The sequence below is a fragment of the Leptolyngbya sp. AN02str genome, assembly GCF_050565595.1.
GTDB lineage: Bacteria > Cyanobacteriota > Cyanobacteriia > Elainellales > Elainellaceae > Kaiparowitsia.
The window spans coordinates 19,912-42,360 of sequence record NZ_JBNXVR010000052.1 but is presented as its reverse complement, the minus strand read 5'-3'; the positions used below and the strand labels follow the sequence as shown (position 1 = coordinate 42,360).

Genomic DNA, 22,449 nt, shown 5'->3' with positions numbered 1-22,449 from the left:
ACCGCTCAGAAGGTGATCCCACGCTATCGCAGTGCGGTACCAGTTGCCAGTTTCCCAACTGAAAAGAAGCCCAGGCTGTCTAGCAGGAAACCGAAAACAGCAGCCTCCAAACCAGAAGGGCGATCGCTGTCTAGCAGGAAACCGAAAACAGCATCTTCTAAATCAGAAGGGCGATCGCTTTCCCGCACCTCTTGCCCTCACTGTCAGCAAAAAATGGCCAAGATCCCCAAGCTAACTCTCAAGAAAAAATATTTTCTGGGCTGTCAGTGTGGAGCCGTCATGTTCTGGTCTGACTCTCGGCGGGAATGGGAACAACCGAAACCCAGGTTGTGATGAACATCCTGCGATGTTGACATCCTCCCTCGCCCATAATGATCCAATTCTATGTTGATGGTGGACAGTTACACGGCGATCGCTAGCAGGTTTGCCAAACGGTGAGCAAGCAATGTGTACCGCTCCTGGTCTTTGACTTGCTGGATAGCCAGACCAATCGCTTTTTGATCACCCACCAGGACGACTAACTCTCGTGCGCGGGTCAATCCGGTGTAAATCAAGTTTCGCGACAGCATCATATAGTGCTGCATAAACACAGGCAGGATTACAACGCGATACTCGCTTCCCTGAGACTTATGGATTGTGGTGGCAAAGGCCAGGGTAATTTCATTCAGGTCGGCGTAATCATAAATCACCTCACGACCCGCAAACTGAGCGCTGACTTCCTGTTCTTCGACATCGATCGCCGTAATCACGCCCAGGTCGCCATTGAAGACCTCGCGGTTGTAGTCATTCTTTAACTGGAGAATGCGATCGCCCACTCGCAGCGTCATCCCCCCGCGTACCAGTTCAGCCTTGCCGATGGCAGGGGGATTGATGAGTTCCTGCAAGGTCTGGTTGAGTTTACGGGTTCCCACATCTCCCCGGCTCATGGGGCAAAGCACTTGCACATCACACGCCGGATCAAACCCCAGTCGTGGAATCAGATGGGTAATCAGATCTCGAATCGCCTGCACACCCTGCTCGGGTTCTGCAACATTGAACCATAAGCAGTCCGTGCGAGGAGTATTGGACACAGGTTCCAGTTTCGGAAATTGACCGCTATTGATTCGGTGAGCATTACTGACAATCGCGGATGCTTGAGCTTGGCGAAACACTCCGCTCAGCCGGACGACTGGGATTAAACCAGAGGCAATGAGATCATGCAGTACAGCTCCTGGTCCTACGCTAGGCAATTGATCGGTATCCCCAACAAAGAGGAGATGAGCATCAGGCGAAACGGCTTTTGCCAAAGAATTTGCTAGAAACAGATCCAGCATGGAAGCTTCATCAACGACAACCGCATCGGCTGGGATAGGGGTTTCGCTATCTCGTTTGAACTTCATGTGCTTGGGATCAAATTCCAACAGCCGGTGAATCGTCTTTGCTTCTTGCCCTGTCATTTCCGATAAGCGCTGGGCCGCACGGCCTGTTGGAGAACCAAGGGCAATTGTCTTGCCCATCGCTTTCCATAACGCAACGATAGTGCGACAGGTAAAGGATTTCCCAACCCCAGGGCCACCTGTAAGGCTCAGGACTCGATGTGCAGCAGCCATCACCACTGCCTGTCGTTGTTGCTCCGATAGCTGAAGGCCCGTTTTCTCAGTAAAGCGATCGAGCCACCGATTCACCCGCTCCAGCTCTACAGAGGTAGGGTTGCTAAGGAGGCGATTCATGCGATTGGCCAGCCCCTGTTCGGCATGGAAAAAGGGAGGCGCATAGCACAGGAACTGCCGTTCAAATTGGGCAGGGCCTCCTTGCATCATCAGTTGCTCATCCAAGGCCATATCCGTTGTTAGAGCCAAAATGTCTTCAGGCTCAATCCGATGATCAGGTAGAGCCAGACGGCTCACAACCTTTTCTATCAGTTCCGGTTGGGGCAGGAAGCAATGCCCATTTTCTGCTGCTTCACTCAGCACATGCAAAATACCAGCTCGGTAGCGAAATTCCGAGTTAGGGCCAATCCCCAGATTCCGGGCGATCGCATCAGCAGTGACAAAACCAATGCCATAAACATCGGTGGCAAGGCGATACGGGTTTTGAGTGACGGTCTCAATCGATTCGTTATCGTACTGTTTGTAGATTTTGACAGCGTAGGTCGTTGAAACGCCATGCCCCTGAAGAAACAGCATGACGTCTTTAATCGCCTTTTGAGTTTCCCAGGCTGTCTGGATCATCTTGACTCGTTTCTTGGCAATGCCAGGAACTTCAATCAAGCGGCCAATATCATTCTCAATAATGTCTAAGGTATCGAGTTTAAAGTGGGTCACAATGCGTTTGGCTGTTATAGGGCCAACCCCTTTGATCAGCCCGCTACCCAGATATTTCTCAATACCTGTGAGGTCCGTACTTTGGATGCTCCCGCCAGATTCCCTCCAACTGAAGCGTTTGTCCGGCTTGCACATTAGCAAAACTACCAACAATCGTAATCAGTTCGCTAGTTCGTGGAGCTTTTAGCCGTGCGACCGTATAGCCGGACTCCCCAGAATGATAGGTAATACGCTCTAACACCCCTTGAAGAGGCTCAACTTGTGGCTGGAATGGCGTTTTCGAGGGCTGCTGCATACTGCAAATCTAGCACGGGAAACGGTCGCTCCTGCTTCATTGGGCGATCGCTCAAACTCACAGCGACAGCAGCTACCATTCAGCAAATGTTTAGAGAATCCTTAAAGTTCACTGACTTTTTTCCTGGCTGATCTGGATTTGCGGCAATCACAATTCTGGCGCATGCTTCTGCATCCGATAGCGCTTGGTGGTGCTCCAGAGAAATTCCCAGGAATTGGCAAACATCGGGCAATTTGGTCGGACGAAGGTTCCAAGTTTTTCGGGCAAGCTGAACCGTGCAAACAAACGATTGCGGGGGACGGGAAATCTCAAAAGCATCACAACAGGCATGTAGAACACCTTTATCAAAAGAGGCGTTATGAGCTGCCAGGAAATCTGATCCCTCTAGAATCGGCGCAATAGTTTCCCACAGATCACCAAAGGAGGGCTGTCCAGCTACATCCTGCCACCGAATGCCGTGGATGTGAGTGAACCGCATCTGGGGTCGAGGAGGGCGGATTAGATAGTGAGACCGCTGAGTGATCTGCCAATCCTCAACTCGTACTAATCCGATCGCACAGGCGCTATCTCTTCCGTTATCAGCGGTTTCAAAATCCAGAGCGACAAAGGTAGTCATGGCAATCACTTAACACAGGGTTTCAAGCAGATAACTCACATCCCTCAAACTGAGCATGCCCAAACAAATACAAAGAGGTTACATAGGCAAACCACAGAGTTTGCATCATTCCTACGGCCTTAACCCAGCCTCTTGCAATAGCTCAGCGATCCAAGCCATTCCCTCTTCTGCAAGAGGCGGTTGTAAGAGTTGAGTGTAGTCAATTCGCAGATCGAAGCCCGCCCGCTCATAGACACCATTTAATATCTCATTTAGATTAACCAACAGTTCCACGGCTCCAGCCTTCAAGGGCAATGGAAAACTAGGAATCGAATCGCGCAGGCTAAATGCGTAAAGCTGAGCAGTTGGGCGGCGATCGCCTCGACTGACCAAAATCCGATAGTCCGCATTAGGCGGATTTCCTTGAATTGGCATTGGTTTTCCGGCTCGCAGCAGGTCAATTTCCACCAAATGCGTCAAACTCGTTAAAACCTGCTGGCGCTTTCGCAAATAAGCATCCCGCCCTTCTCCAGCCCGTTTGTTCTTGGGAGACAGCACCTCAAGCGTCGTAATGACCGCACCAGTCTTTACTTCCCGGATCTCTAAATATCGCTCTTGTATCTCCTCCATCAACGGAACCGTGACCGTCAATGGCTCTGATGCAGACGGCAAAACAGCCGTTGCAGCTTGGGATTCATCCCCCTGGCGATTGGCGGTTGGCTTTGAAAAAACTGAAACATCTGGAATCCCGACTAAAACACTATCATCGGGCTCCGCCATATAAGTGCGTTTCTCTACCGCAACGTAGTAATTGGGGCGCAACGGTAAGGCAATTTCATCAGCAATCGCCACAATTAAGCGGCTATGGACTTCCGACCATAGCTCTGAATTCTCCAGATAAGGGTTCATTCCAGGAAAGGGCGATCGCATAGTTCCTGCTCAGCGACACTATCTTGATCATGGCTGGAAAAAGGCGATCGTTCAAGCTTTCTGTAATCGCACGGCTAGTAACCAATCTTAGTAGTCGTGCAATCGCTGTTGCTAAACCTGAACGGCCAACGAAATCAAGCTATGCTTCCCACTTTTTGGCAGCGTTAAAACGTCTGGTTTGCGAAATAGTAATTGCTGCGGATGTAGATCCTTCTATCACCGTGCAAGACCCCACTTGCTCTTTTGCCCCTACTTTATGTCGTTTCCTAAACGAGTGGGACAACACCTGAATTCATGACAACCTATAATCACGAACAAGTTGGCAAAGCTCTACAGTTTCTTAGGCAGGGGCTTCATCGCTACGTAGAGCAAAAAATGCAAGCTGCGTATCCGGGAACTTGGATAACAAAGGTAAGAGATTGCCTCAAAGATATTCTGCGAAAGCGTCCAGTTCAAGATGCATTACGGGAAGATGTTGCTGTAGCTCTATCTATTGTGCTTCGACAATGGGATGAGGTTTTCAAGGCGACGCTCTCACGGGCTGAGCATGGGCTCGTGAGCGAATTGATTGATGTTCGAAACCGATGGGCACATCAATCTACGTTTACCTCAGAGGATGCTTACCGAGCAACGGATAGTGTTGTTCGCCTTCTCGCTGCGATTGGCGCACCAGAAGCATCCGATGCTGAGGGACTCAAACATGAGATGTTGCGATCGCTCTTAAAGGAGCAGTCCCGCCCTGAGACATCCAATCCAGTCTCTTCCGAACGTGAAACTCAAGCTAGAGAGCGGTTAGCTGAATTGCTAAAGCGCCTTCCTTTTCGCAATGCGCTGCTGCTGTCTCGTGCCTTAACCCACCGCTCCTACATATTTGAGCACCCGACCGAAACAGAAGGAGATAACGAGCAACTAGAATTTCTAGGAGACTCAGTTTTAGGCTTTTTAGCAGGAGATTATCTCTGCCGTCGTTTTCCAGGTCGTTCTGAGCAAGAACTCACATTACGGCGTTCAAGCTTGGTCGATAACGCACAGCTGGCAGAATTCTCAAAGGAATTGAATTTGGGCCAATGGATACTGTTAGGAAATGGCGAAGAACTCACTGGAGGACGGACCAAACCATCTCTGCTGAGCAATATCTTTGAAGCTGTCATTGGTGCTTACTATTTGGATTCAGATATTGAATCGGTTCGTGAATTGGTAGAACCCTTATTTGACCAAATAGCTGGACGTTCCCCAACGAAAACCTCTGCTCCTAGTCCGACCCATCTAGTAGACCCTAAAGGCAGGCTGCAACACTATGCTCTAGCAGAGCATAGTGTATGTCCCCAGTATGTTGTGATTAACGAATCTGGCCCAGATCATGATCGCACGCGGACAGTAGAGGCCCAAATTGCAGGAAAAGTTTATGGTGTGGGGACAGCACGCGGCAAATGCAAAGAAGCTGAAAAACGGGCAGCGATCGATGCCTTATCAAAGTTGGGGCTACTTTAGCTCCCTGCCCTCCTTCCCGTGGCCAGATGTAATAAAGCAATGGGTTTGCCTATTACATTGTGAACTCCGTATGCTTCTAGCGGCAAACCTCTTGAGGATCTGAAGCTAGCTCTAGACTTCTTGAAAGTGAAGCCTGCATCTGGTGCCACTGGGCATAGGGCAAAACCATCTGTTCTGCATCTGCCTTCTTCATTTGTTTGCCTAATGCAGCAATCGCTGGGAGCAGATCGGCTTGTCCTTGTTCAGCCGCTCGAACGTACCACTGCCTTAAATCATCAATAGAGGGCGATCGCAGAGCAATAGAAGCTGTTGATGCGGTGTGCATCGCATCAACAGCTTCTTTACTCAATGTGAAATGTGGATTGGTGAAGTTCGGGTCTCTTTGGTCTGGAGGCAATGCAGCTTGGTCAGTGCCTTCCAACATTGCAGCCGCAAGCACTCTCACTCGCTCTAAATAAGCAGGGGGTTGCTCCAGCACAAGCGCGTCCATCGCCCAATCCCGCATCTCCTGCAAGGTCGGAACATAGCGATCTATTGGGGAAACTTTCGGCTCTAACAATTCGGGCGTAGGAGCATCCAAAATATTTTGAGAATTGGGTTCTGGAGGCATCCAGGCTTGAGCGGAAACGGCATCAAGATCCAGTTCATCATCAGCTTCATCCTCACTTTGGTTGGATGGCTGTTCGGCTTCTTCCACCACGACCTCAACCGCATTGTCCTGATACAAACCCAGCTCAAAATTGATTTGGTGCTGCCGGGTGAGGGCTGCTTGTAACTCTGCTTCCTTGGGGAAAGCCATATTTTGGTTATCGGATAGCGTCTTTAGATTTGCAATCGCAGTATCTAGGTGAGCGCGGGTATTCGCCAATCGAGTCGATAGATACTGAATTTCGACCACAATATTTTCAGTTGTTTGGCTATAGGAGTTTGAGATCGAAGGGTAGTAAGTACCTGCTCCTCGGAGGCACAAGAGTTTAGCTGTTCTGTCATCTTCAGCTTTAGCTCTAATGCCAATCTCAAAGCCAGCAACTGACCCAACCTTCTTGTAGTCCAAACGTACCGGAAACTCCCGATTGAGCAGCGCTTTGGCAAATTCGCGAGGATCGCGATAGGACAAGCCATCCAGTTCACCACTGAAATTTTCAAATGAGAAGCCGATCGGGATTCTTGCGACATCTTGCTCAAGCCTTGAAATTGCTTGCTCACAATCCTGAATTCGAGCTGGCAGGAACGAAAGCTGTTGCTGCATCCGATAAGCCGTATTGAGGTGCGATCGCTTCAGTGATGCGAGTTGGCTCACCTGATTGTCGATTTCGGCTTTTTCTAGAATCAGGGGGTTGCCTGTGGCGATCGCTTTCACCTCAGCGAAGGTCAGGGCCGCTTCGGAGCAATCCTCAACTGAGCGCAACTCGCTATTCCCAGCCATGACCTGATCAATACTTTTCTTCTTGGTTTCCAAGGTCTGCCAGTTATACCCATCGAAAGAAGGTCGGCTGTTTCGCCCCTGAGTCACGTAGCGACAAATTACAACCGACTCATTCTGGTTGCCTTGCCTGAGTGCGCGTCCCTCAGCTTGCTCAATCTGATCTGGTCGCCATGGTGGGGTCAGGGTGGATAGATATTTGAGTCGTTTTTGCCCGTTAAACCCTGTCTCCAACTGCTGCCCAGAGATGATGAGATACACATCACCATTGTTAAATTTTTGCTGTAGCTTAAGCTTTTGAGCATCACTCTTAGCATCTTGAGCAAAAGCGATCTGATCCGCTGGCATCCCCATCTCAACCAAGCGGGCCTTGATATATTCGTAGACGGAAAAATGCTTGACCGCATCCTCAAACCTGGATTTGGTGGTTTTAGGGGTGCCTAGATAGCAAAAGGCTAGATGGGTTAATTTCTCGCCTCGACTCTCTTGCCATGCAGCAAAGGCATCTTCGATAAACGCATCAACTTTATTACGCTCGTGAGGCAGGTGGGGATTGATTAACCGCATATCTAACGTAGATTTGCGTCCCTCTGTTGTGATGAGGAGCATATTATCGGAGTGTGGATCGACTTTTGAAATATTTTCAGCCCGCTTTGCCAAACTTTCAGTGAATGCAAGCTGCAAATCTGATGATGAGGTAGCAATCACTTCAGGCTTCCCACCAACAATACTTGGAGTCGGCAAATTCAACATTTCTTTAGTTTGAATATCAGCAATCTGGCGGAACGCGCTCATCAGTTCCGGCACATTGACAAATCTGGCAAACCGAGTTTTGACACGATAGCTTCCAGCAGGACTAATTTCAGGAGCCGTAACTGTTTCCCCAAAAGTGGAAGCCCACGCATCAAACCCTGAAAGGCCCAGATCTTCAAGAAGTTGAGGCTGCAAGTAGCGTTGCATGGTATACAACTCGGCCATTGTATTTGCAATCGGTGTTGCAGTTGCAAATACAAGCCCTTTTCCTTCTCCCTGTTGCTGAGCCAGGTATCGCGCTTTCATATACAGATCCATTGCGCGATCGCTATTGGTATTGGGCAGTCCAGCAACATTGTTCATCTGAGACGTGTAGCCCAAATTCTTGAACATATGTGCTTCGTCCACCATCAGCAGATCGACGCCAAGTTGTTCAAAAGTTAGTCCATTGTCTTTACGGTTTGGATTGTTTAAAGCATCAACGCTTTTTTGTAAGCGCTTGCGTTGCCGTTCAAGCTGTTTTACAACGGCTCTAGATTCTTCGCTTTGCCCGGTTTCTGCGATCGCATCTTTAATGAGCGCAATTTGCTCTTTATAAAATGCTTTTTGGGTATCAGAGTTGAGGCGCAACTTGCCAAACGATGAGTGGGTCACAATAACCGCATCCCAATCCCCTGTCGCAATCCGGGCAGTCAGTTCGGCTCGATTTTGGGCAGACGAGTCTGTTTTGTCTGCTGCCAAAATATTTGCATTGGGGTAGAGGAGTTTCCAATCTTTTGCCCATTGTTCGAGCAAGTGGTTGGGCACAATTATCATCGGTTTGTGAGCCAACCCCAATCGTCGGGATTCCATCGCAGACGCAATCATCGCAAAAGTTTTTCCAGCCCCAACACAATGAGCCAAGAGGGTATTCCCTTCTTGCAGCGATCGCCAGATTGCATTTTTCTGATGAGGTCGAAACTGGATTATCGGGTTTGCTCCAGGCAGGGTAAGGTGTGCCCCATTATAGGTACGGGGCCGAAAGGTATTGAATCGTTGGTTGTAAAGTTCAGTTAGTCGCTCAGTACGCTCAGGCAATTGCCAAATCCAATCCTTAAAGCGAACCTTTAACTCTTCCTGCTTGAGACGAGCGGCTGCGGTTTCATCCCGGTTAATCACCTGCCGATCATCAATGGTGTCGTACACCACTGGATTTTTGAGGTTGAGGGCCAGCTCGACCAGGCGTAGGGCAGAGCAGCGAGAAGTACCCAAAATCGAGTTATTGATAGCTGAGTTTCTAGCAGAGTATTCCGAATAAGCTCCCCAACCGCCAGCAATTTTGGAGTATTGAACTGTGATTTCGCTGCGGCTTTTGCGTTCCAGAGTTTCCAGCAAAAAGTCTCGGATATCTTCGGGTGGAATCCAGGTTGAGCCAAGGCGTACCTCAATATCACCAGGGAGTAATGGCTGCGGCTGGACTGCGGCTAGGGCTTCGACATTCACCTGATATTGGGGATCTGCTTCTGCTGCAAGCTTTGCCGCTTGCAGCTTTAACCGAACATTGCCGCTGAGGTATTCATCCTCGGTTTGCCACTGCTCAGATTTCGGATCGCGAAAAATCAATCCTTCAGATTGTAATGCTTTAGTGGCCTCGTTTTCTGGCAAATCCACCAGTTCCCAGATATAGGCCAAATCCACAGATCCCTTCTCGTTGAGGCAATACAACAGTGCCTCTTTCGGTGTTTCGGCTGATTCTTGAGTAGCGGAGCGGGAAACGGTTCTCTGGGTGAAGATGGGCGTTTTTGTCGCTGTTTTGAGATCTGAGTCGTAGTTTTCTAGAGCACGTAGTAGGGCATAGTCCGGGTCACTATGGAAGACAAGAGCATTGGCGCGATCATGCGCATAGCCGTATTTTTTTGTGAACGCATCGTAAACGCGATTCAGTTCCGCCTGAGCTTCTTGCAGTTGAATATCAGAATCTGTTTTCAGTTGCACATCCAGTACTTGCTGAGCCACATCCCGCAACTCCATTAGTTTCAGGCAACGCTCAAGCCTTTTGCCCTCATACCCCGTTGGATGCAACAGATCCCCACGTCGCTGCATCAGCACGACATCTAATCCAAGTGGCACTTTAGTATAGGCTTGAGGTTTTACCTCATTTAACTCCGGGGGAATCGGAATGGCTTGCAGTTGAAAGGCACTCTCTTCTAAAGCAACTTGGGTTGCTTTTCGATAAATATTTTTGGGAAATCCTTGCTCAAAACATTGGTGAATCGCAATCCGCAGATCGCGCCCATCTCCTAGCAGCGCTAATCGCCCAGGATGGAGCTTGTCGTCAGCCAGTTCCCCCAGCATCAAATGAGGCCGCTCGGCATAATACTCGTTAGTGCGTAGCGGTTTTCCATCCTGCCCCAACACCGAAGAGTCAGTGAGATCAGTCCATCGAACCCCATTCGGCTCAACCCCATCCCCCAGGCGCTGCAAAATAATTAAATCGGTCGTCACCTCGGTTCCCGCAAACTTTTTGAAAGCGTCTCCTGGCAACCGCAGCGCCCCAACCAGATTCGCCTGTTGCGCCAACTGTTCCCGCACAGCCTGACCTCGCCGTGATTGCATTGTGCCTGTTGAGGTGATAAAGGCTAACAGTCCACCAGGGCGAACGGAATCCAATCCTTTGAGAAAGAAAAAGTCGTGGAGCGTATTTGCCGCTTTGTATTTGGGATCGGCAACGCCTACCTCGCAAAAGGGCACGTTGGAAATTGTTAGGTCAAAATATTTTTCGGGGGTAGGAACCTTCTCAAACCCAGCAACATGAATGGCTGCTTCTGGATATAGCTGCTTGGCTATTTTGCCGGAAATTGCATCTAGCTCAATGCCAACAATCTTAGAGGCTTCCGCCATTCGTCGCGGCATCAATCCCTCAAAATTGCCCGTCGCGCCCATTGAAGGATCTAAAATACGGCCACCCTTAAAGCCCAACGATTGTAAACCTGTATAGATGCCCTGAATTACGTCTGGAGAGGTGTAATGGGCATTGAGAATCGCGGCCCGTGCGGAATCGTATTCGTCTTCACTTAGGAGCGATCGCAGTTCGGTCTGTAGGCTTCTCCAATCCTCTTTAGTGGTAAAAATATCTGGGAGTGAACCCCAACCTGAAAATCGAGCCAGGATGTCTTGCTGTGCTGGTGTTGCTCGTTTTCCAGTTTCCTCTAATGCTTTAAGGGTTGAGATGGCCTGAATATTTCGCCTTGCTCTGAGCTTCGGGCCTGAAGGGGGTAAGTTATCCGGCTGAATCCGGTAGTTCATCATTGAAATCTTGCTCCATCACAGCCTGCTGATAGGCAAATAAATCGGGCATATCTTCTTCTGAGGGCAGCAAAACAAATCGCTCTTGTGCAATTTGATGAGCTAGCACAAACGCGGTTGGAGAATCGTAGCCTCGACGAACCAAATCGATACTCAGCGATTGCTCCAATTCAAAGGCTGAAGTGGCCGCTGCAATTGCCGCTTCTTCTAGTTCCCCATTCGCCTCCAGTTCGGCAACCATCGTGGGCCGAAACTGCCGCCAATGCGCGATCGCGATTTGGACATCAGGTGAGGAGGCATCAAATTCAAGATTTTCTTCATTCTCTTCGGGCATTGACACACATCCTCACGCTGCAAAATATTTTCTGGATGTTTGTACGCAAGCATCCAGAAAAAAATATAGCCTACGCCCAATCCCGAAGCCGGCGATCCAAACCGACCTGGGATGAGGGAGAAACCTTCGGAATAGACGTTGTGTTTGGTAGTGCAGTTACCGGGATTGAGTTTTCATAGAGCCAGTCAAAATGCTGCTGAATTGACTGCCTAAGGAGCAAGATATCCTGGTTGGTTAGATCAAGATGAACGACTCTTAGTTTCCGGTTATTTGGGATGTAGTTTGCATGTAGCAAACAGCGTGAGAGACCGACAACAGAGCGAAGTCGGAGAGCATTTTCATGAACCAGAACCTCGTATTTTGGAATGCTGTCCAGATGGATTGTGTGCTGAAGCTGCTGTCGAGCTGTTGGGGTAGCGTGGTCAATCAGCAGGTTGTGCAGCATCAGCACGACGTAAGCTTCTAGCGCTGTGCCTTCAACCGCAAAGTGATGCCTGGTGGCAGAGGGGGCAATTTTATTCGTGCGAGATCGCCCCTCCAGAATTGCCTCGTAGACAGCTTCAGCATAGGTGTAGAGTCCGTGCGTCTGCACCGCTGCCTCGGCGGGTGGCACCAACTGGACAGAGTGGCGACGGACATAAGAGCGATGGGATGTCGTCATGGGAACAACCTCTTGGTAAGGGTTAACGTTCTAACTCGTCTTCTGGCTCATCCACTCCTGCATCAAATGCAGGTTGGAGCCTCTCGAAATCAAGCTGCTCAGCATTCTCATTGAGGAATGCTCTTGCGGCCTGAACACTTGTAATCGGGGTAGCAATCGTCGTCGCAGATTGCTTGTTGTAGAGTTCGACGATCGCGCCATCGCCCAACTGCTGCTCTAACGTCCCTAAAAACTCTAGATCTCGACGCATCCGGGCGAATTCTCCAGGCGGCATTGTCACATCTGGGGGAGAGAACTCTGGATCAGCCCTTAATGCACTTTGAAAAGAACCGTGCCCAGCGCTGGAGGCGATCTGATTTCCCAGCCGACGAATCTCGTTTAGCTGATCGGCGGGATACCCCAGCACAGTTGCCGTTGCGTGCCACTGGTTGATTTCCTCTATCGTGGGGCGATACCCCGTATCCGGGGCAGCACTTCCAACTGAGCCTGTGTCTTCCATCTCTCGAGCTGGTTCAGCAGAATAAACATCGGGTTCAGGGGGTTGCCATTCCTGATCAGGGTCGTAATCTGGCTCCCCATAGAAGATGGATTCGGGTTCAGGGGGTTGTGCTTTTGGTTCCTGATTCCGGGTTGCACCAACAGACGGCACACTTGGCGTTGCATAGAACTTTTCAGAAAGCGTTGCAAAATATTTTTGAGCCCCTCTATCCAGTTCATTGTGTTCAAACTTGCCGTCTTTCCACCGCAAAACGGTGAGATCGGATTCTGAGCATTGATGGTCATGAATCTCGATGGCACCATCGTCGGTGCGGTGAAACGAGTAGCGCTCAAGCTCTGGATCGGTGCTGCGGTAGGCTCCCCCCGGAGAGAGTGCCGCTAAGGTTTGGGCAACATAAAGGGCTTGAGTCCCAGCAGGGGCTAAGCTCCTCAACGGCCTTGGATCTTGCTTGATTTGATCCAGATCGCCCTTCTCAATAACTCTCGCTGCATGCAAAAAGGCTTGCTGCTGCTCTTTTTTTGCATCGTAATCAAGGAGTTTGATTGAATTCTCCTCAAGCTCAAACTTGAGAATCATCTTCCCTTCAGGGTCTACAACTTCAAACTCCTCTTTGCCGTCTTCATTTGTCTTTGAGCTGATGCGATAGTCTTCTGCCTGGTACTGACCATCCTCTCCGTACTCTTTGGCAAGATACGCCGCAGTGGCGGCCATCGACTGCCGCCTCGCGTCTTCAAGGTACTTCTCAGCAAACCCTGATGATTCTTTCTCCTGAGTGGCTTGTAGCTTCATCAGCATCTTGATCAGATGCACCAGGGCGGTTGCCCCTTCCTCCAACTCCCGCTCGGTAATGTCAGCCCCTTGTTGTGCGCCTTCGGCCCGTGTGAGATCGCTAACCATTAGAATCCAGGCTCCTCCGTTGCAACAAGGGCATCAAACTGAGCGGCACTATCTTTCAGCACATCAGCAAACGTCTTCGGGACTTCTGCGGGTTTCCCAACAACGGCGGGTTGCTTCTGCTTAGACTGATTCCCACCGCTTAGCGGAGGAATCACCTGCGCGATCGCTACCTGTCGCACTGCCAAATCCGCCGCCCCAAAGGAGTCTTGCCGCCCCATCGAACGAGACCGATCAATGAATGCAGGAAAGCCCGCTTCCCCAAGCGCAATGCTGGTGAGTTCATGCTTCGAGAGCTTGACTCGTAAGCGAGCGGGAACACTGCTCTCTTTCGCTGAAGCATAGGCAGGATTGATTAACACAAAATCCGCAATGGGGAAGCTTGGCGTGGGTTGCCGCAGCTTCAAGAGTTCTTCGGGTGAGATGAGTTTTTTCGTCCGTTCTTGAGGGGAATAGCTACGACTATTGCCGCTCTTCCCCACCGAGCGGCTTTTCTGCTCGTAGCGGATCTCTTCTTCTCCGATGAACTTGGCAAAATATTCAGCCGTTTCATACTCACCTGGGTTGAATACAATTTTGGTGCCGCACCCGGTGAGGATGGCTCGGGTTGTTTCACGAGTATAGGCTTTATCGAGTTGGGACATATTTTGAAAGCCCAATACTCCACAGAATCCGGCTGAGCGTGATTCGTTGAGCCAGTTGGGGAGTTTGGGAAGCTGAATGGTTGCCACCTCATCTAAAAACACGCCCAACGGGTCATTGCGCTTTCGGGCCACGTTGCGGGTAATGACCATCTCCATCACGGCGGCCACAATCGGAGAAATGATGTCGCGGCGATTTTGATCCATCCCAAAGATCAGCAGTTGCTTGCCATTCAAATCGAGCGGGATGGTGGTGGGACCGCACAATGCGCCGAGCAAGTCAGGCGATGCGAAGTTGGAGAACATCAGGGCCGCCGTCGCCGCCACCGAAGAGGCGGTTTTCTCACTGCTTTTCATCGACAAGAACTGATCCCAACTCACCTTGACCCACGGGGAGAGGTTTGGGGCTTCAATCACTCGCTTAATGAGTTCGGTTGAGTCGATTGCCAGAATGGATTGACAGGTCAACACATCCGGCAAGGTCGTGAGCTTCGCCAGTTGCAGCGTGGCCTTGATGAGCTGGTCGCCCGACATCTGGAAAAACGGATCATTGGTGCGGCCTGGTGCGCTTGAGAAATTCTGATTTAAGGTTTTGGCAATCTGCCCAGCCGTCTCCCCGTCATCTGCATCCCTCAAAAAATCCAGCAGGTTGCAGGTTTCACTTCCCGCAAAGCCTGGAGCAAAATATTTCACCTCATAGCCCAAGGACTCTGCATAGGCCGCATGAACCTCAGCCTGACCATGAGGAAACTTGAAATCGTACAGGACAACCGGATTGCCTTGCTCTAGAAACGAGCGAATCATCGGGTCAATTACGAAGCGCGACTTTCCCACACCAGGGGCACCCATCACAGCCGTTCCCTTTTGCACATCTGGAACAAACACCGTTTGAGTCGTCGGTTTGGCAACAATTGCTCCATCTTTTCGCTGCTTCAGCTTCGGGCGATTAATCCATGCCGCAACCGAATTGCGCTGACGCTCACGAATTTGCTGAAGCGCTGTTTTCCGGGCCGATGCCTTCTCTTTTGCTCCAGCCCATTGCGATGTCGCCAAGCGACCTTTTTGAGAACTGCCATCCTGATTCATCCACACCAAAAAAATGATGCCCCCTACCGTCATCAACAACCCTTCAGGGGTAAATATTTTTGTCTTTAGCTCCTGAAGGGCAGGAGGGGTCGGAATCTGATCCCCAAGCGACTTTAGGGCTTCTCGCCCCTCAGCCGGAGCAGAAGACAAGAGCACCAGTAGCAAAACCAGAAGTAAGCGTTTCATGGTGGCAGAAGGTGAAAGGGCAGCAAACTATTTAGGCTTCAGGTGGTTGAGGCGGTGGCTGTTCCGGTAGCGATCGCACCTCGCAGACCGCTAAGGGATGAACGCCACCGCACTTCTGGCAGTAGAACGTCAGTGGCACTAGGGACGAGCCAACCAGGACACCAGAAGAATGTAAAAACAAGCGTCGTTTCACAAGTTTCACCAGGGCAAAAGAACGGATAGCAGAATCAAGCTGACAGCTCAGATATCCCAAAATGGATGTGAGGCAGGTGGCTCAATCACGCAGTTGATCGGATCTGGTCTAATACCAAAGGTTTTCACAGCTTCTGCTTTTTCCCAGGGGAGAGCGCAGATGTCTGTGATGTCTGTGAATGGCTCTGGCTCAAAGTCCAAAGGGTTTTCTAGTGCGTGTTTGATGACAGTAGGAAATGCGGGATCTGGATAGATTTTGTTGTTGAATAGATACCACTGTCTTGCCAGTTCAACGGCCACATAGGATGGAGCAAAGTCCGTCAAGCGTGGTGCTGAATCTTGCCCAATAAAGTTCTCGCATGCGCCATCAGCCCGAACACCGATGAGCGTTTGCCAGGGTTCATACGGGTGCCCATCAGAAAACACATTGATGTAGTGGTAGGTCAGAGGCCGCTCTGGGTTGTGATCCATCAGTGCAGACGCATCCTCAACCGATGCCAGCAAGCTAAACTGCTGCTGCGATTGATGGCTGGGAGTTGGAGGCAAACATTGCGCGAGTGACGCAATTAAAGGCGTATTCTCAGGATTGAGCACATCAACAACCGCAGGAGTAGCAAGCGCTCTCGAGAGCAGCACCAGCGAAACGCATACGGCTGTCAGAAAGCTCCAAAATAGTTTGCGAACCATGATTGACCTCCTAATTAGCGACCATTCGCGGAGTGTGACGGTAATTCATGGGGTTCACCGCTCTGCCGCCCGTATGAATCTCGTAATGCAAATGCGTTCCAAAACTACATCGATCCGAGATTTCATCCCCCTCAATCCCTAACACCTGCCCTCGCAGCACCGCTTGATTGTTGGAGACGTTCACCTGGGCCATGTGCAGGTATCGCGTCTGCAGCCCCAGTTGAGGATGATTCACATGGACGATGCCGCCACAGGTGCCACCCACAGATGTCACAGACCCAACCGTGCCATCTGCTGCCGCCACCACGTTTTCCCCACAGGGTAATCGGTTGGATGGGACACATCGCCCATGACTCCGCCGAGCCTGGTAGCCCTTGACACTTTGCGTATCGACCCCGGCATGGCGACGACTACAGCCACCGCGACAATGCCCCACACCATTCAAGGGAACACCGCTGTTTTGAGGCAGAGGATGGTGCAAGTCGCATTGCTCCCCCGGCTCACAGGGCACGGGTGGAGGAACAGGCCCGGACGGTGCCGTTCCCCCGTCAATCGTGGGCACCTCCGCCACATGAGGATTTGGGAATGGGTTATTCAGGACTTCACCCTGGACCTTCTCCCCAGGAATGCTGTAGGCTAACAACGTTTTTTCCTGAATCTTTCCGAGGGGAATACCATCAGGAGACGGCAAAATCCAGGGGGTGCAGGAGAGGCCCAAGAATGGAATCTTGGAACACCAGGGGAAGGTAATTGCCAGGTCAGCAGTTCCCGTTGCCTGATCAATATTTTTCAAAATCACCCGGACAGGCGCACCGAAGGGATGGCTACCCGGAGGCCCCTTACAAGCCCACGGACGGCAGAGAATTCCAAACCCATCCGGTACGGTTTGTCCGGTTGAGTCCATCCATGCTGCACCATGCACATTGGGATGCGTTACCGAGCTAACCTCAAAGTGAGGGCAACTCTGTTGTGGGCAGGTTCCAGCTTGCAAAATAAAGTCACTGCTAGTAATGCCTCCTGTGACGACTCGAATCCGCTCTTGTTCATTGGCGTGAGCATCATCGGATGGATCGCCCAAACTAAAGTCGGCTTCTCCAAATCCGATGTTGGCTGCAAGGCTCAGCGGAATGGGCATATCGGCTAATGACAGATTGGAAAAGGCCGTGTCGTTGAGTACCGACATCGGCACACTGGTTACGTTTGGAATTTTGTTCAATTCCAACGTTTCCAGGCCAGGAAACCCCTCCGCAAGAGTCATCGTTGAAAGCACCGTTTCCCCAACCTGAGCAATGGGGACATCTTTCAATTCCGGGGCAATGCTGATTGCATTGGTGATAGAACTTCCAAGGATTTCCTCAACCGAGGTGGATAGCTCAATCGTGGATGCGAGAGGGCTATCCGTTCGCCCACCAGCCCATTCCACTAATGCTTTCAATGCGGGGACATCTCCAACGAGCGTCTCCCCAGGCAACAATTCTCCAATTTCAGAGATCTCTCTTAGCGTCAGGCCACCATACACCGGAGAGAGCTGCAAAAAGCTCCAATCTGCCATTGGAGATTGAACCAACGATCCAAGTTGGGTCAGGTTCAAGTCGGTCAGTCCAAGCTGCTGAAAGTTACCGAACTCCAGTAACTCCAGCACGGGTACTTGTTGCCCAATTGGGAGCGACAAAGCATGGGTGGAATACTCCTCACTCGAAACGGCCAACAGGTTATCGACCACCGACTCGGTGACTTCAACGGATGGGTAATCCTTGAACGGAATATTCGGGATCTGAGTTAAGTCGGTGATGATGCCAGTGGTTAACCCTGTTAAGGTTGGGAGCGGCTTGGCGGGGTTTAGGTGAGCCTTTTGCGCCGCTGCCAAGTTTGCCCACGACACCACCAGCATGAACGATAGAAGTGCGATCGCGCACCATTTTAAGATCTTCATAACATAGGCTCCTCGCTGCCTACAGGCAAAATTAATGTCCAAAAATGCGTTGCACCAACAGAGGGGCGATTCCAGCTTGGGTTGCGGCTTCTTCGATGGAGTAGCCTGCGCTGATGTATTGAGCAGCCTGATGGGTTCTCGTCCAGGCTTCGCCATCTCGAACCAGTAAGCCATTGCTGACGGCCCGTTCCATCGCTGCGCTGAGTTCTGGAGAAATCGGCGTATGGTTGGCTTCAGAAACGTTAGTCGTTGGAGCCGGACGAGCTGAGAACTGACGGGATGGAGCGGCAGGCTGGGGATGCACAATTTCAATCATGCCGACATCGGTTGCAGCCCCCAGCACTAGCTCAAACAGGTAGGTGCGTTGCCGCCCTGCCGCATCAACCGTGTTAATGGTTAATGGCATTCGATTCGACTGGCGGGCAGAGGCGGGCAACCTTAGATCCATCTCCAGCCGATGAGAGAGCATGCGCAAAAACAAAATATGTGCACCCAGTCCCTCATCTTTTTGCCCACCGCTGGCCTCTGGCAACGGAGCATCTGTCGCGATGACAATTCGGGAGATGTCTCCGACGTGCCACTGTTGAATCCGCTCACCCGTTTGCAAAAAGCTGAGGGCAAGTCCCCAGTGAGGCGATACGTCGAGTCGGGGTACGGCTCCCGAATTGAGAGTATAGGGAAGCCGGGTAACGGACAGTGCATGAGCGGCTTCTGGTGCAGTTGAAAGGGATAATACTGAGGCCAGCGCCAGCGCCCCAAAATATTTTTGCAATGGGTTCACATGGCTCTCCTTGGTAACTGTACCGACTGGTTGAAAAAAACCCGTACCCGTGTGCCGCTACGAATTTGCCACTGCCGCGCATCGGCAAGGATTTCATCAGTAGCGCGATCGTTGCGCTCATCCATCGTTTCAATCAGCCGATCCACCCCTCCTTCAATGGCTCCTGCCAGATAATCAGGGGCGGGATTTTCTGAGGATTCAACCACCGTTCCGTTGTTGGTCACTCGGGTACTGCTACGAGAACGGTTTTGCAATCGGCTGGTTCCCTGAGCAGCACCCGTCAGGATGCGGATCGTGTCGTGTCCGAAGGTGCTGCGACGAGAGGTACTACGACCGATGAGGAAACCACCATCAGCCCCTCGCACCGATAGTGCGTTCGATGGTGGGGGAAACTCTTGCCCTCCGACAACGACGGAAACAACTGTTAGCTCAACGACTCCATTCCCTCCCGGTGCAGCCGTTACCACAAGCTGAGTGTCTTCGGGCAACACAACCTCATTGGCACTGTCCTTAACAGGTTCCATCAATTCCAAGAAGAACCGATTTCCTCCCGAAATCTGCGCGGCTGAGTTCCGGCTATTGCCCTCTGTCCAGGAGACAGGCGTTGCCGTTCTAGCTTGAACATTCGTACCAACTAGGATTTGCCGGGGTAAGGACTGTGCTGGAGTAGCAGAGGCGGGAGTCATAGCCCAGGTTGACGGCCCTGACACCTGAGCCTGGGTGTAAGCAGGAATCGAAACACCTCTAGCGGGTGCTGACCTTGGGGGAGCAGAAACAGGTTGGACGCTACCGAGCATCCGGTTGGGCGCGATGCTCGTTTGAGAGGCAGCCCGGGTTGCAGGGTTCACAGTTGGGGGGCTTGCCCGTGGTGTCGTAGCGTTCGCTGCGCCCACCGACTGCACAACCCCAAAACGGCCTGAACTAGCAATCCGCGACCACTCCTCAAATGGATCAATGGATGCTTGCAGACGAGCAGCGCGAGGGGCTGCCGCCGTGCGATTTGGGCCAGGAGATTGTGCCATTGGAGCAGGGGCAGGGGGTTGAGAAGAGGCAGATGCAGATGCAGAAGTTGCTGTGGTTTCCTTGGGGGCTTCAGGTTGGTTCGCAGCCTCAGCGGTCGGCTCTTGCTCAATCAGTTGCAAGACCTCCTGGGCCGGGGCAGATTCCATATTTCCTGCTGCCATTTCTTCCTGCTGCCGCAATAGCGCTAATTCTGCCTGGGCACGAGCGGCTTCTTGTTTGGCGATTTCTAATTCTGTATCTCTTGCCGCTTCTGCTGAAGCGGCAAGTTCTTCTGGGCTTGGAATTTTTTCTCCTTTGCCAAACCTGGAAAACGTGTTGGAATAAAAGCCAAACACGCTTACGGTAACGAGCAGCGTGGCAATGGAAACAAAGCCCACTTTCACCCCAATTCGCTTGCTGAGTGGAATGGGAACGGTTTCTTCTATCTCGAAGTCTTCTGGTTGCTCAGGCGGTACTGCGGCTGAGTCCACCTCGTCCGGGGTCATCTCTTCAGGAGCAGTTACATCAGGCGTGGGCAATACGGAAGCCATTGGGTCAGTTGAATCGACAATAACCCCGATTCGGTCTGCTAAATTTGCGATATCCGTCATACTTCCTCATCCAAGCTTTCAAAATCTTTTAGAGAAATGATTTCTAGCTGTGCGCGGCGAGCTGACTGCACAATCCGCGCCAGAGCAGAGGCATATTGCCCTTCTTGAGGTAATCGAGGTGTATCCACTGCTTTTACCGTGACAATTTTGCGGAATGGAATCGAGCGACGAGTGCCGGATTGAGCAACAACAATCATTCGAGCAACCACCCCCACGGTCCATATCCCTTCCACATCAGAAATCCGTTTGGGAAAGGTCAAAGAATCAATTTGCAGCACGGTTTGAGCAGTGCCTCGAAACACTTCAGGCGGTGTCATTTCAGCCACCATAATCATCATTTCTGCTGCCATCTCCTCTGAAAATGCAAAGCTGGATTGCCATGCTACCGAGGTCACCTTTCCTTTCTTTCCCCCTGGTAAGGTTATCGGTTGGCCAGGGTCTTCAATAAATCGAGATTCTCCATCTTGTTCCCCCGCAGGGATTTGATTGTGCCAGGACATCAACCCCTGCAAGGCATCTGATACGAACTTCTGAATGACTATAGGCGCTCTATCTTGATTGCCCAAAACAGCCACCTCAGAGACAGACCCATCCATCATCTGAATCAGTTGAGGCATGGGTTTATTGGCAACTTTAGACAGTTGCAGGAATAAGCCACAGGCAATGAGTAAATTCATGGTCTGCACTGCAATTCCAGTCAGGGAGAGAAACGATAGAAAATCACGCGTTTTCTTCTCTTCCTGTAGGGTGATAGATGCAGATTTTTTCGTTAAAACCATTCCCAATACCCTCAATGCAATGATTTAAAAACAGCAGCCCGAGCAACGGTCGTTGTGACACCAATCGCGGCTCTATTGATGCCATTGAAAATCGCGAGGCCACCTCCAGCCGATAGCGCAAAGGCCAAAATTGGGGCTAATAGTCCGACAAATATTGAGAAGGCGAGGGTTTCGCTTGGCCCCACTCGGGCAATCTGTTCGGCTACCAGGGCAGAAACAATATTCAGACAGATTTTGCAAAATCCAAGACTCCAAAAGGCAGTCACCCACAAGAAGATCGGCTTTGACCCCATCGGGAAAAAGCTCAGCCCCACCGATAAAGGAGCCAGTAACCCCGTCAACAAAAACGACACTTCAATCAACGCTTGAAAAGCGGCTTGCATCCCCATCAGAAAGGACTCAACCTGTAAAGTAATGATGGACGGCATGAAGCGAAACGCCATCCCTGCGGCGGGATTGACAACATTAAACGCAGACAGAGCAATTTGTCGTAATGTCTCCATCCAATCTCCTCCCAACGTTTGGTTTTGCTCCTCAAATTGATCAATTAAGGCTTCTGCCTGGGCACGAGTTTCATCCAGGCAAATGACCAACGCTTCGTTATCGGTGATGGCATCACACCGTCTACGCAGGTCATAGATTGCGCTTTCTGCGGCAGGATAGCTACCGAGATCTCGCAATGCCTGTTCTGCATTATTGCCAGCCGCAGCAACCTCTAGAATCTGAGCATTGAGGTCATTGATCACGCCTCGAAACGTAAACACCACATCTCCCAGCAGCGCTCCCCCATTCACCAGCAACATGCACAGGATAATGGGGACAATCAATCGGCTAAAGGGCTTTGCCGTCGCATCATCTAGAAGACTTTGGAATAGCTGAACCGTCCAGACCACTAAGCCAAACACCCCAAAGGCAACACCCAGGTTGCACAGAGCAAGCCATAAGGCACCACCGATGACCATGGTCCAGACTTCATCCCACGCACCGGAAATCAAATCAACGACGGTGCCTGATTGATTGAAAACGAATTGAGCAATGAAGGGTTGCATTGTCAGCAAAATAGTTGATGAATCGGGAATGTTTAGCCT

The 22,449-nt window shown here is 51.0% G+C and carries 18 protein-coding genes; 2 read left to right on the top strand and 16 right to left on the bottom strand.

Translation table 11 applies throughout. The features are described 5' to 3' along the window. On the top strand, positions 1 to 333 hold a 333-nt coding region (locus tag ACQ4M4_RS25665; RefSeq protein WP_430687324.1), incomplete at its 5' end, for a hypothetical protein. Between the two features lie 68 nt (positions 334 to 401). Here ACQ4M4_RS25665 and recD2 read toward each other — a convergent pair. From recD2 to ACQ4M4_RS25645, 4 genes are all read right to left on the bottom strand, one after another. Then, positions 402 to 2,438 carry an SF1B family DNA helicase RecD2 gene (recD2, locus tag ACQ4M4_RS25660; RefSeq protein ID WP_430687323.1) on the bottom strand — a complete coding sequence of 679 codons (2,037 nt, stop codon included), beginning with the start codon at positions 2,436 to 2,438 and terminating at the stop codon, positions 402 to 404. Further along, positions 2,362 to 2,598 (bottom strand): YrrC family ATP-dependent DNA helicase, encoded by a 237-nt coding sequence (locus ACQ4M4_RS25655; protein ID WP_430687322.1) that lies wholly within the window; start codon positions 2,596 to 2,598, stop codon positions 2,362 to 2,364. The genes recD2 and ACQ4M4_RS25655 overlap by 77 nt, the downstream gene beginning before the upstream one ends. A 79-nt stretch (positions 2,599 to 2,677) precedes the next feature. After that, a complete protein-coding gene (locus tag ACQ4M4_RS25650; RefSeq protein ID WP_430687321.1) occupies positions 2,678 to 3,214 on the bottom strand; it encodes a 3'-5' exonuclease in 537 nt (178 codons plus the stop codon). Positions 3,215 to 3,325: 111 nt separating this feature from the next. Beyond that, on the bottom strand, positions 3,326 to 4,123 hold the full coding sequence (locus ACQ4M4_RS25645; protein ID WP_430687320.1) for a DUF4058 family protein: 798 nt from the start codon (positions 4,121 to 4,123) through the stop codon (positions 3,326 to 3,328). A gap of 294 nt (positions 4,124 to 4,417) precedes the next feature. Here ACQ4M4_RS25645 and rnc point away from each other — a divergent pair, with 294 nt between their 5' ends. Further along, positions 4,418 to 5,614 (top strand): ribonuclease III, encoded by a 1,197-nt coding sequence (rnc, locus tag ACQ4M4_RS25640; protein WP_430687319.1) that lies wholly within the window; start codon positions 4,418 to 4,420, stop codon positions 5,612 to 5,614. Between the two features lie 76 nt (positions 5,615 to 5,690). Here the strand turns inward: rnc and ACQ4M4_RS25635 are convergent, their stop codons facing one another. The 12 genes from ACQ4M4_RS25635 to ACQ4M4_RS25580 all read right to left on the bottom strand — a co-directional run bounded on the left by ACQ4M4_RS25635 (position 5,691) and on the right by ACQ4M4_RS25580 (position 22,410). Beyond that, on the bottom strand, positions 5,691 to 11,078 hold the full coding sequence (locus ACQ4M4_RS25635) for a DEAD/DEAH box helicase family protein (protein WP_430687318.1): 5,388 nt from the start codon (positions 11,076 to 11,078) through the stop codon (positions 5,691 to 5,693). After that, positions 11,050 to 11,409: a hypothetical protein gene (locus tag ACQ4M4_RS25630; protein ID WP_430687317.1), complete on the bottom strand. Its 360-nt coding sequence runs from the start codon at positions 11,407 to 11,409 to the stop codon at positions 11,050 to 11,052. The genes ACQ4M4_RS25635 and ACQ4M4_RS25630 overlap by 29 nt, the downstream gene beginning before the upstream one ends. A 70-nt stretch (positions 11,410 to 11,479) precedes the next feature. Then, on the bottom strand, positions 11,480 to 12,070 hold the full coding sequence (locus ACQ4M4_RS25625) for a hypothetical protein (RefSeq protein ID WP_430687316.1): 591 nt from the start codon (positions 12,068 to 12,070) through the stop codon (positions 11,480 to 11,482). 22 nt (positions 12,071 to 12,092) lie between these two features. Further along, complete coding sequence (locus tag ACQ4M4_RS25620; protein ID WP_430687315.1) at positions 12,093 to 13,466, bottom strand: hypothetical protein; 1,374 nt, start codon at positions 13,464 to 13,466, stop codon at positions 12,093 to 12,095. Further along, positions 13,466 to 15,376 (bottom strand): type IV secretory system conjugative DNA transfer family protein, encoded by a 1,911-nt coding sequence (locus tag ACQ4M4_RS25615; RefSeq protein ID WP_430687314.1) that lies wholly within the window; start codon positions 15,374 to 15,376, stop codon positions 13,466 to 13,468. Before ACQ4M4_RS25615 ends, ACQ4M4_RS25620 begins: the two co-directional genes overlap by 1 nt. A gap of 31 nt (positions 15,377 to 15,407) precedes the next feature. Then, a complete protein-coding gene (locus ACQ4M4_RS25610; protein WP_430687313.1) occupies positions 15,408 to 15,569 on the bottom strand; it encodes a hypothetical protein in 162 nt (53 codons plus the stop codon). 47 nt (positions 15,570 to 15,616) lie between these two features. Next, positions 15,617 to 16,255 (bottom strand): hypothetical protein, encoded by a 639-nt coding sequence (locus tag ACQ4M4_RS25605; RefSeq protein WP_430687312.1) that lies wholly within the window; start codon positions 16,253 to 16,255, stop codon positions 15,617 to 15,619. Between the two features lie 10 nt (positions 16,256 to 16,265). Beyond that, positions 16,266 to 18,188 carry a M23 family metallopeptidase gene (locus tag ACQ4M4_RS25600; RefSeq protein ID WP_430687311.1) on the bottom strand — a complete coding sequence of 641 codons (1,923 nt, stop codon included), beginning with the start codon at positions 18,186 to 18,188 and terminating at the stop codon, positions 16,266 to 16,268. 31 nt (positions 18,189 to 18,219) lie between these two features. Further along, a complete protein-coding gene (locus tag ACQ4M4_RS25595; RefSeq protein WP_430687310.1) occupies positions 18,220 to 18,969 on the bottom strand; it encodes a hypothetical protein in 750 nt (249 codons plus the stop codon). After that, positions 18,966 to 20,582, bottom strand: coding sequence for a hypothetical protein (locus ACQ4M4_RS25590; RefSeq protein WP_430687309.1), 1,617 nt, complete (start codon positions 20,580 to 20,582; stop codon positions 18,966 to 18,968). The genes ACQ4M4_RS25595 and ACQ4M4_RS25590 overlap by 4 nt, the downstream gene beginning before the upstream one ends. Beyond that, positions 20,579 to 21,361 (bottom strand): hypothetical protein, encoded by a 783-nt coding sequence (locus ACQ4M4_RS25585; RefSeq protein ID WP_430687308.1) that lies wholly within the window; start codon positions 21,359 to 21,361, stop codon positions 20,579 to 20,581. The genes ACQ4M4_RS25590 and ACQ4M4_RS25585 overlap by 4 nt, the downstream gene beginning before the upstream one ends. An 11-nt stretch (positions 21,362 to 21,372) precedes the next feature. Next, the gene (locus tag ACQ4M4_RS25580) at positions 21,373 to 22,410 is read right to left on the bottom strand and encodes a hypothetical protein (RefSeq protein ID WP_430687307.1); all 1,038 of its coding nucleotides are present in this window, start codon (positions 22,408 to 22,410) and stop codon (positions 21,373 to 21,375) included. Positions 22,411 to 22,449: the final 39 nt, after the last annotated feature.

Excerpts from the sequence above, each read along its gene's own strand:
- ACQ4M4_RS25580 (WP_430687307.1), bottom strand. The coding sequence starts at position 22,410 with ATGCAACCCTTCATTGCTCAATTCGTTTTCAATCAATCAGGCACCGTC.
- ACQ4M4_RS25630 (WP_430687317.1), bottom strand. The coding sequence starts at position 11,409 with ATGCCCGAAGAGAATGAAGAAAATCTTGAATTTGATGCCTCCTCACCT.
- ACQ4M4_RS25605 (WP_430687312.1), bottom strand. The coding sequence starts at position 16,255 with ATGGTTCGCAAACTATTTTGGAGCTTTCTGACAGCCGTATGCGTTTCG.
- ACQ4M4_RS25585 (WP_430687308.1), bottom strand. The coding sequence starts at position 21,361 with ATGGTTTTAACGAAAAAATCTGCATCTATCACCCTACAGGAAGAGAAG.
- ACQ4M4_RS25600 (WP_430687311.1), bottom strand. The coding sequence starts at position 18,188 with ATGAAGATCTTAAAATGGTGCGCGATCGCACTTCTATCGTTCATGCTG.
- ACQ4M4_RS25650 (WP_430687321.1), bottom strand. The coding sequence starts at position 3,214 with ATGACTACCTTTGTCGCTCTGGATTTTGAAACCGCTGATAACGGAAGA.
- ACQ4M4_RS25625 (WP_430687316.1), bottom strand. The coding sequence starts at position 12,070 with ATGACGACATCCCATCGCTCTTATGTCCGTCGCCACTCTGTCCAGTTG.
- ACQ4M4_RS25655 (WP_430687322.1), bottom strand. The coding sequence starts at position 2,598 with ATGCAGCAGCCCTCGAAAACGCCATTCCAGCCACAAGTTGAGCCTCTT.
- ACQ4M4_RS25635 (WP_430687318.1), bottom strand. The coding sequence starts at position 11,078 with ATGATGAACTACCGGATTCAGCCGGATAACTTACCCCCTTCAGGCCCG.
- rnc (WP_430687319.1), top strand. The coding sequence starts at position 4,418 with ATGACAACCTATAATCACGAACAAGTTGGCAAAGCTCTACAGTTTCTT.
- ACQ4M4_RS25645 (WP_430687320.1), bottom strand. The coding sequence starts at position 4,123 with ATGCGATCGCCCTTTCCTGGAATGAACCCTTATCTGGAGAATTCAGAG.
- ACQ4M4_RS25590 (WP_430687309.1), bottom strand. The coding sequence starts at position 20,582 with ATGACGGATATCGCAAATTTAGCAGACCGAATCGGGGTTATTGTCGAT.
- ACQ4M4_RS25620 (WP_430687315.1), bottom strand. The coding sequence starts at position 13,466 with ATGGTTAGCGATCTCACACGGGCCGAAGGCGCACAACAAGGGGCTGAC.
- ACQ4M4_RS25615 (WP_430687314.1), bottom strand. The coding sequence starts at position 15,376 with ATGAAACGCTTACTTCTGGTTTTGCTACTGGTGCTCTTGTCTTCTGCT.
- recD2 (WP_430687323.1), bottom strand. The coding sequence starts at position 2,438 with ATGTGCAAGCCGGACAAACGCTTCAGTTGGAGGGAATCTGGCGGGAGC.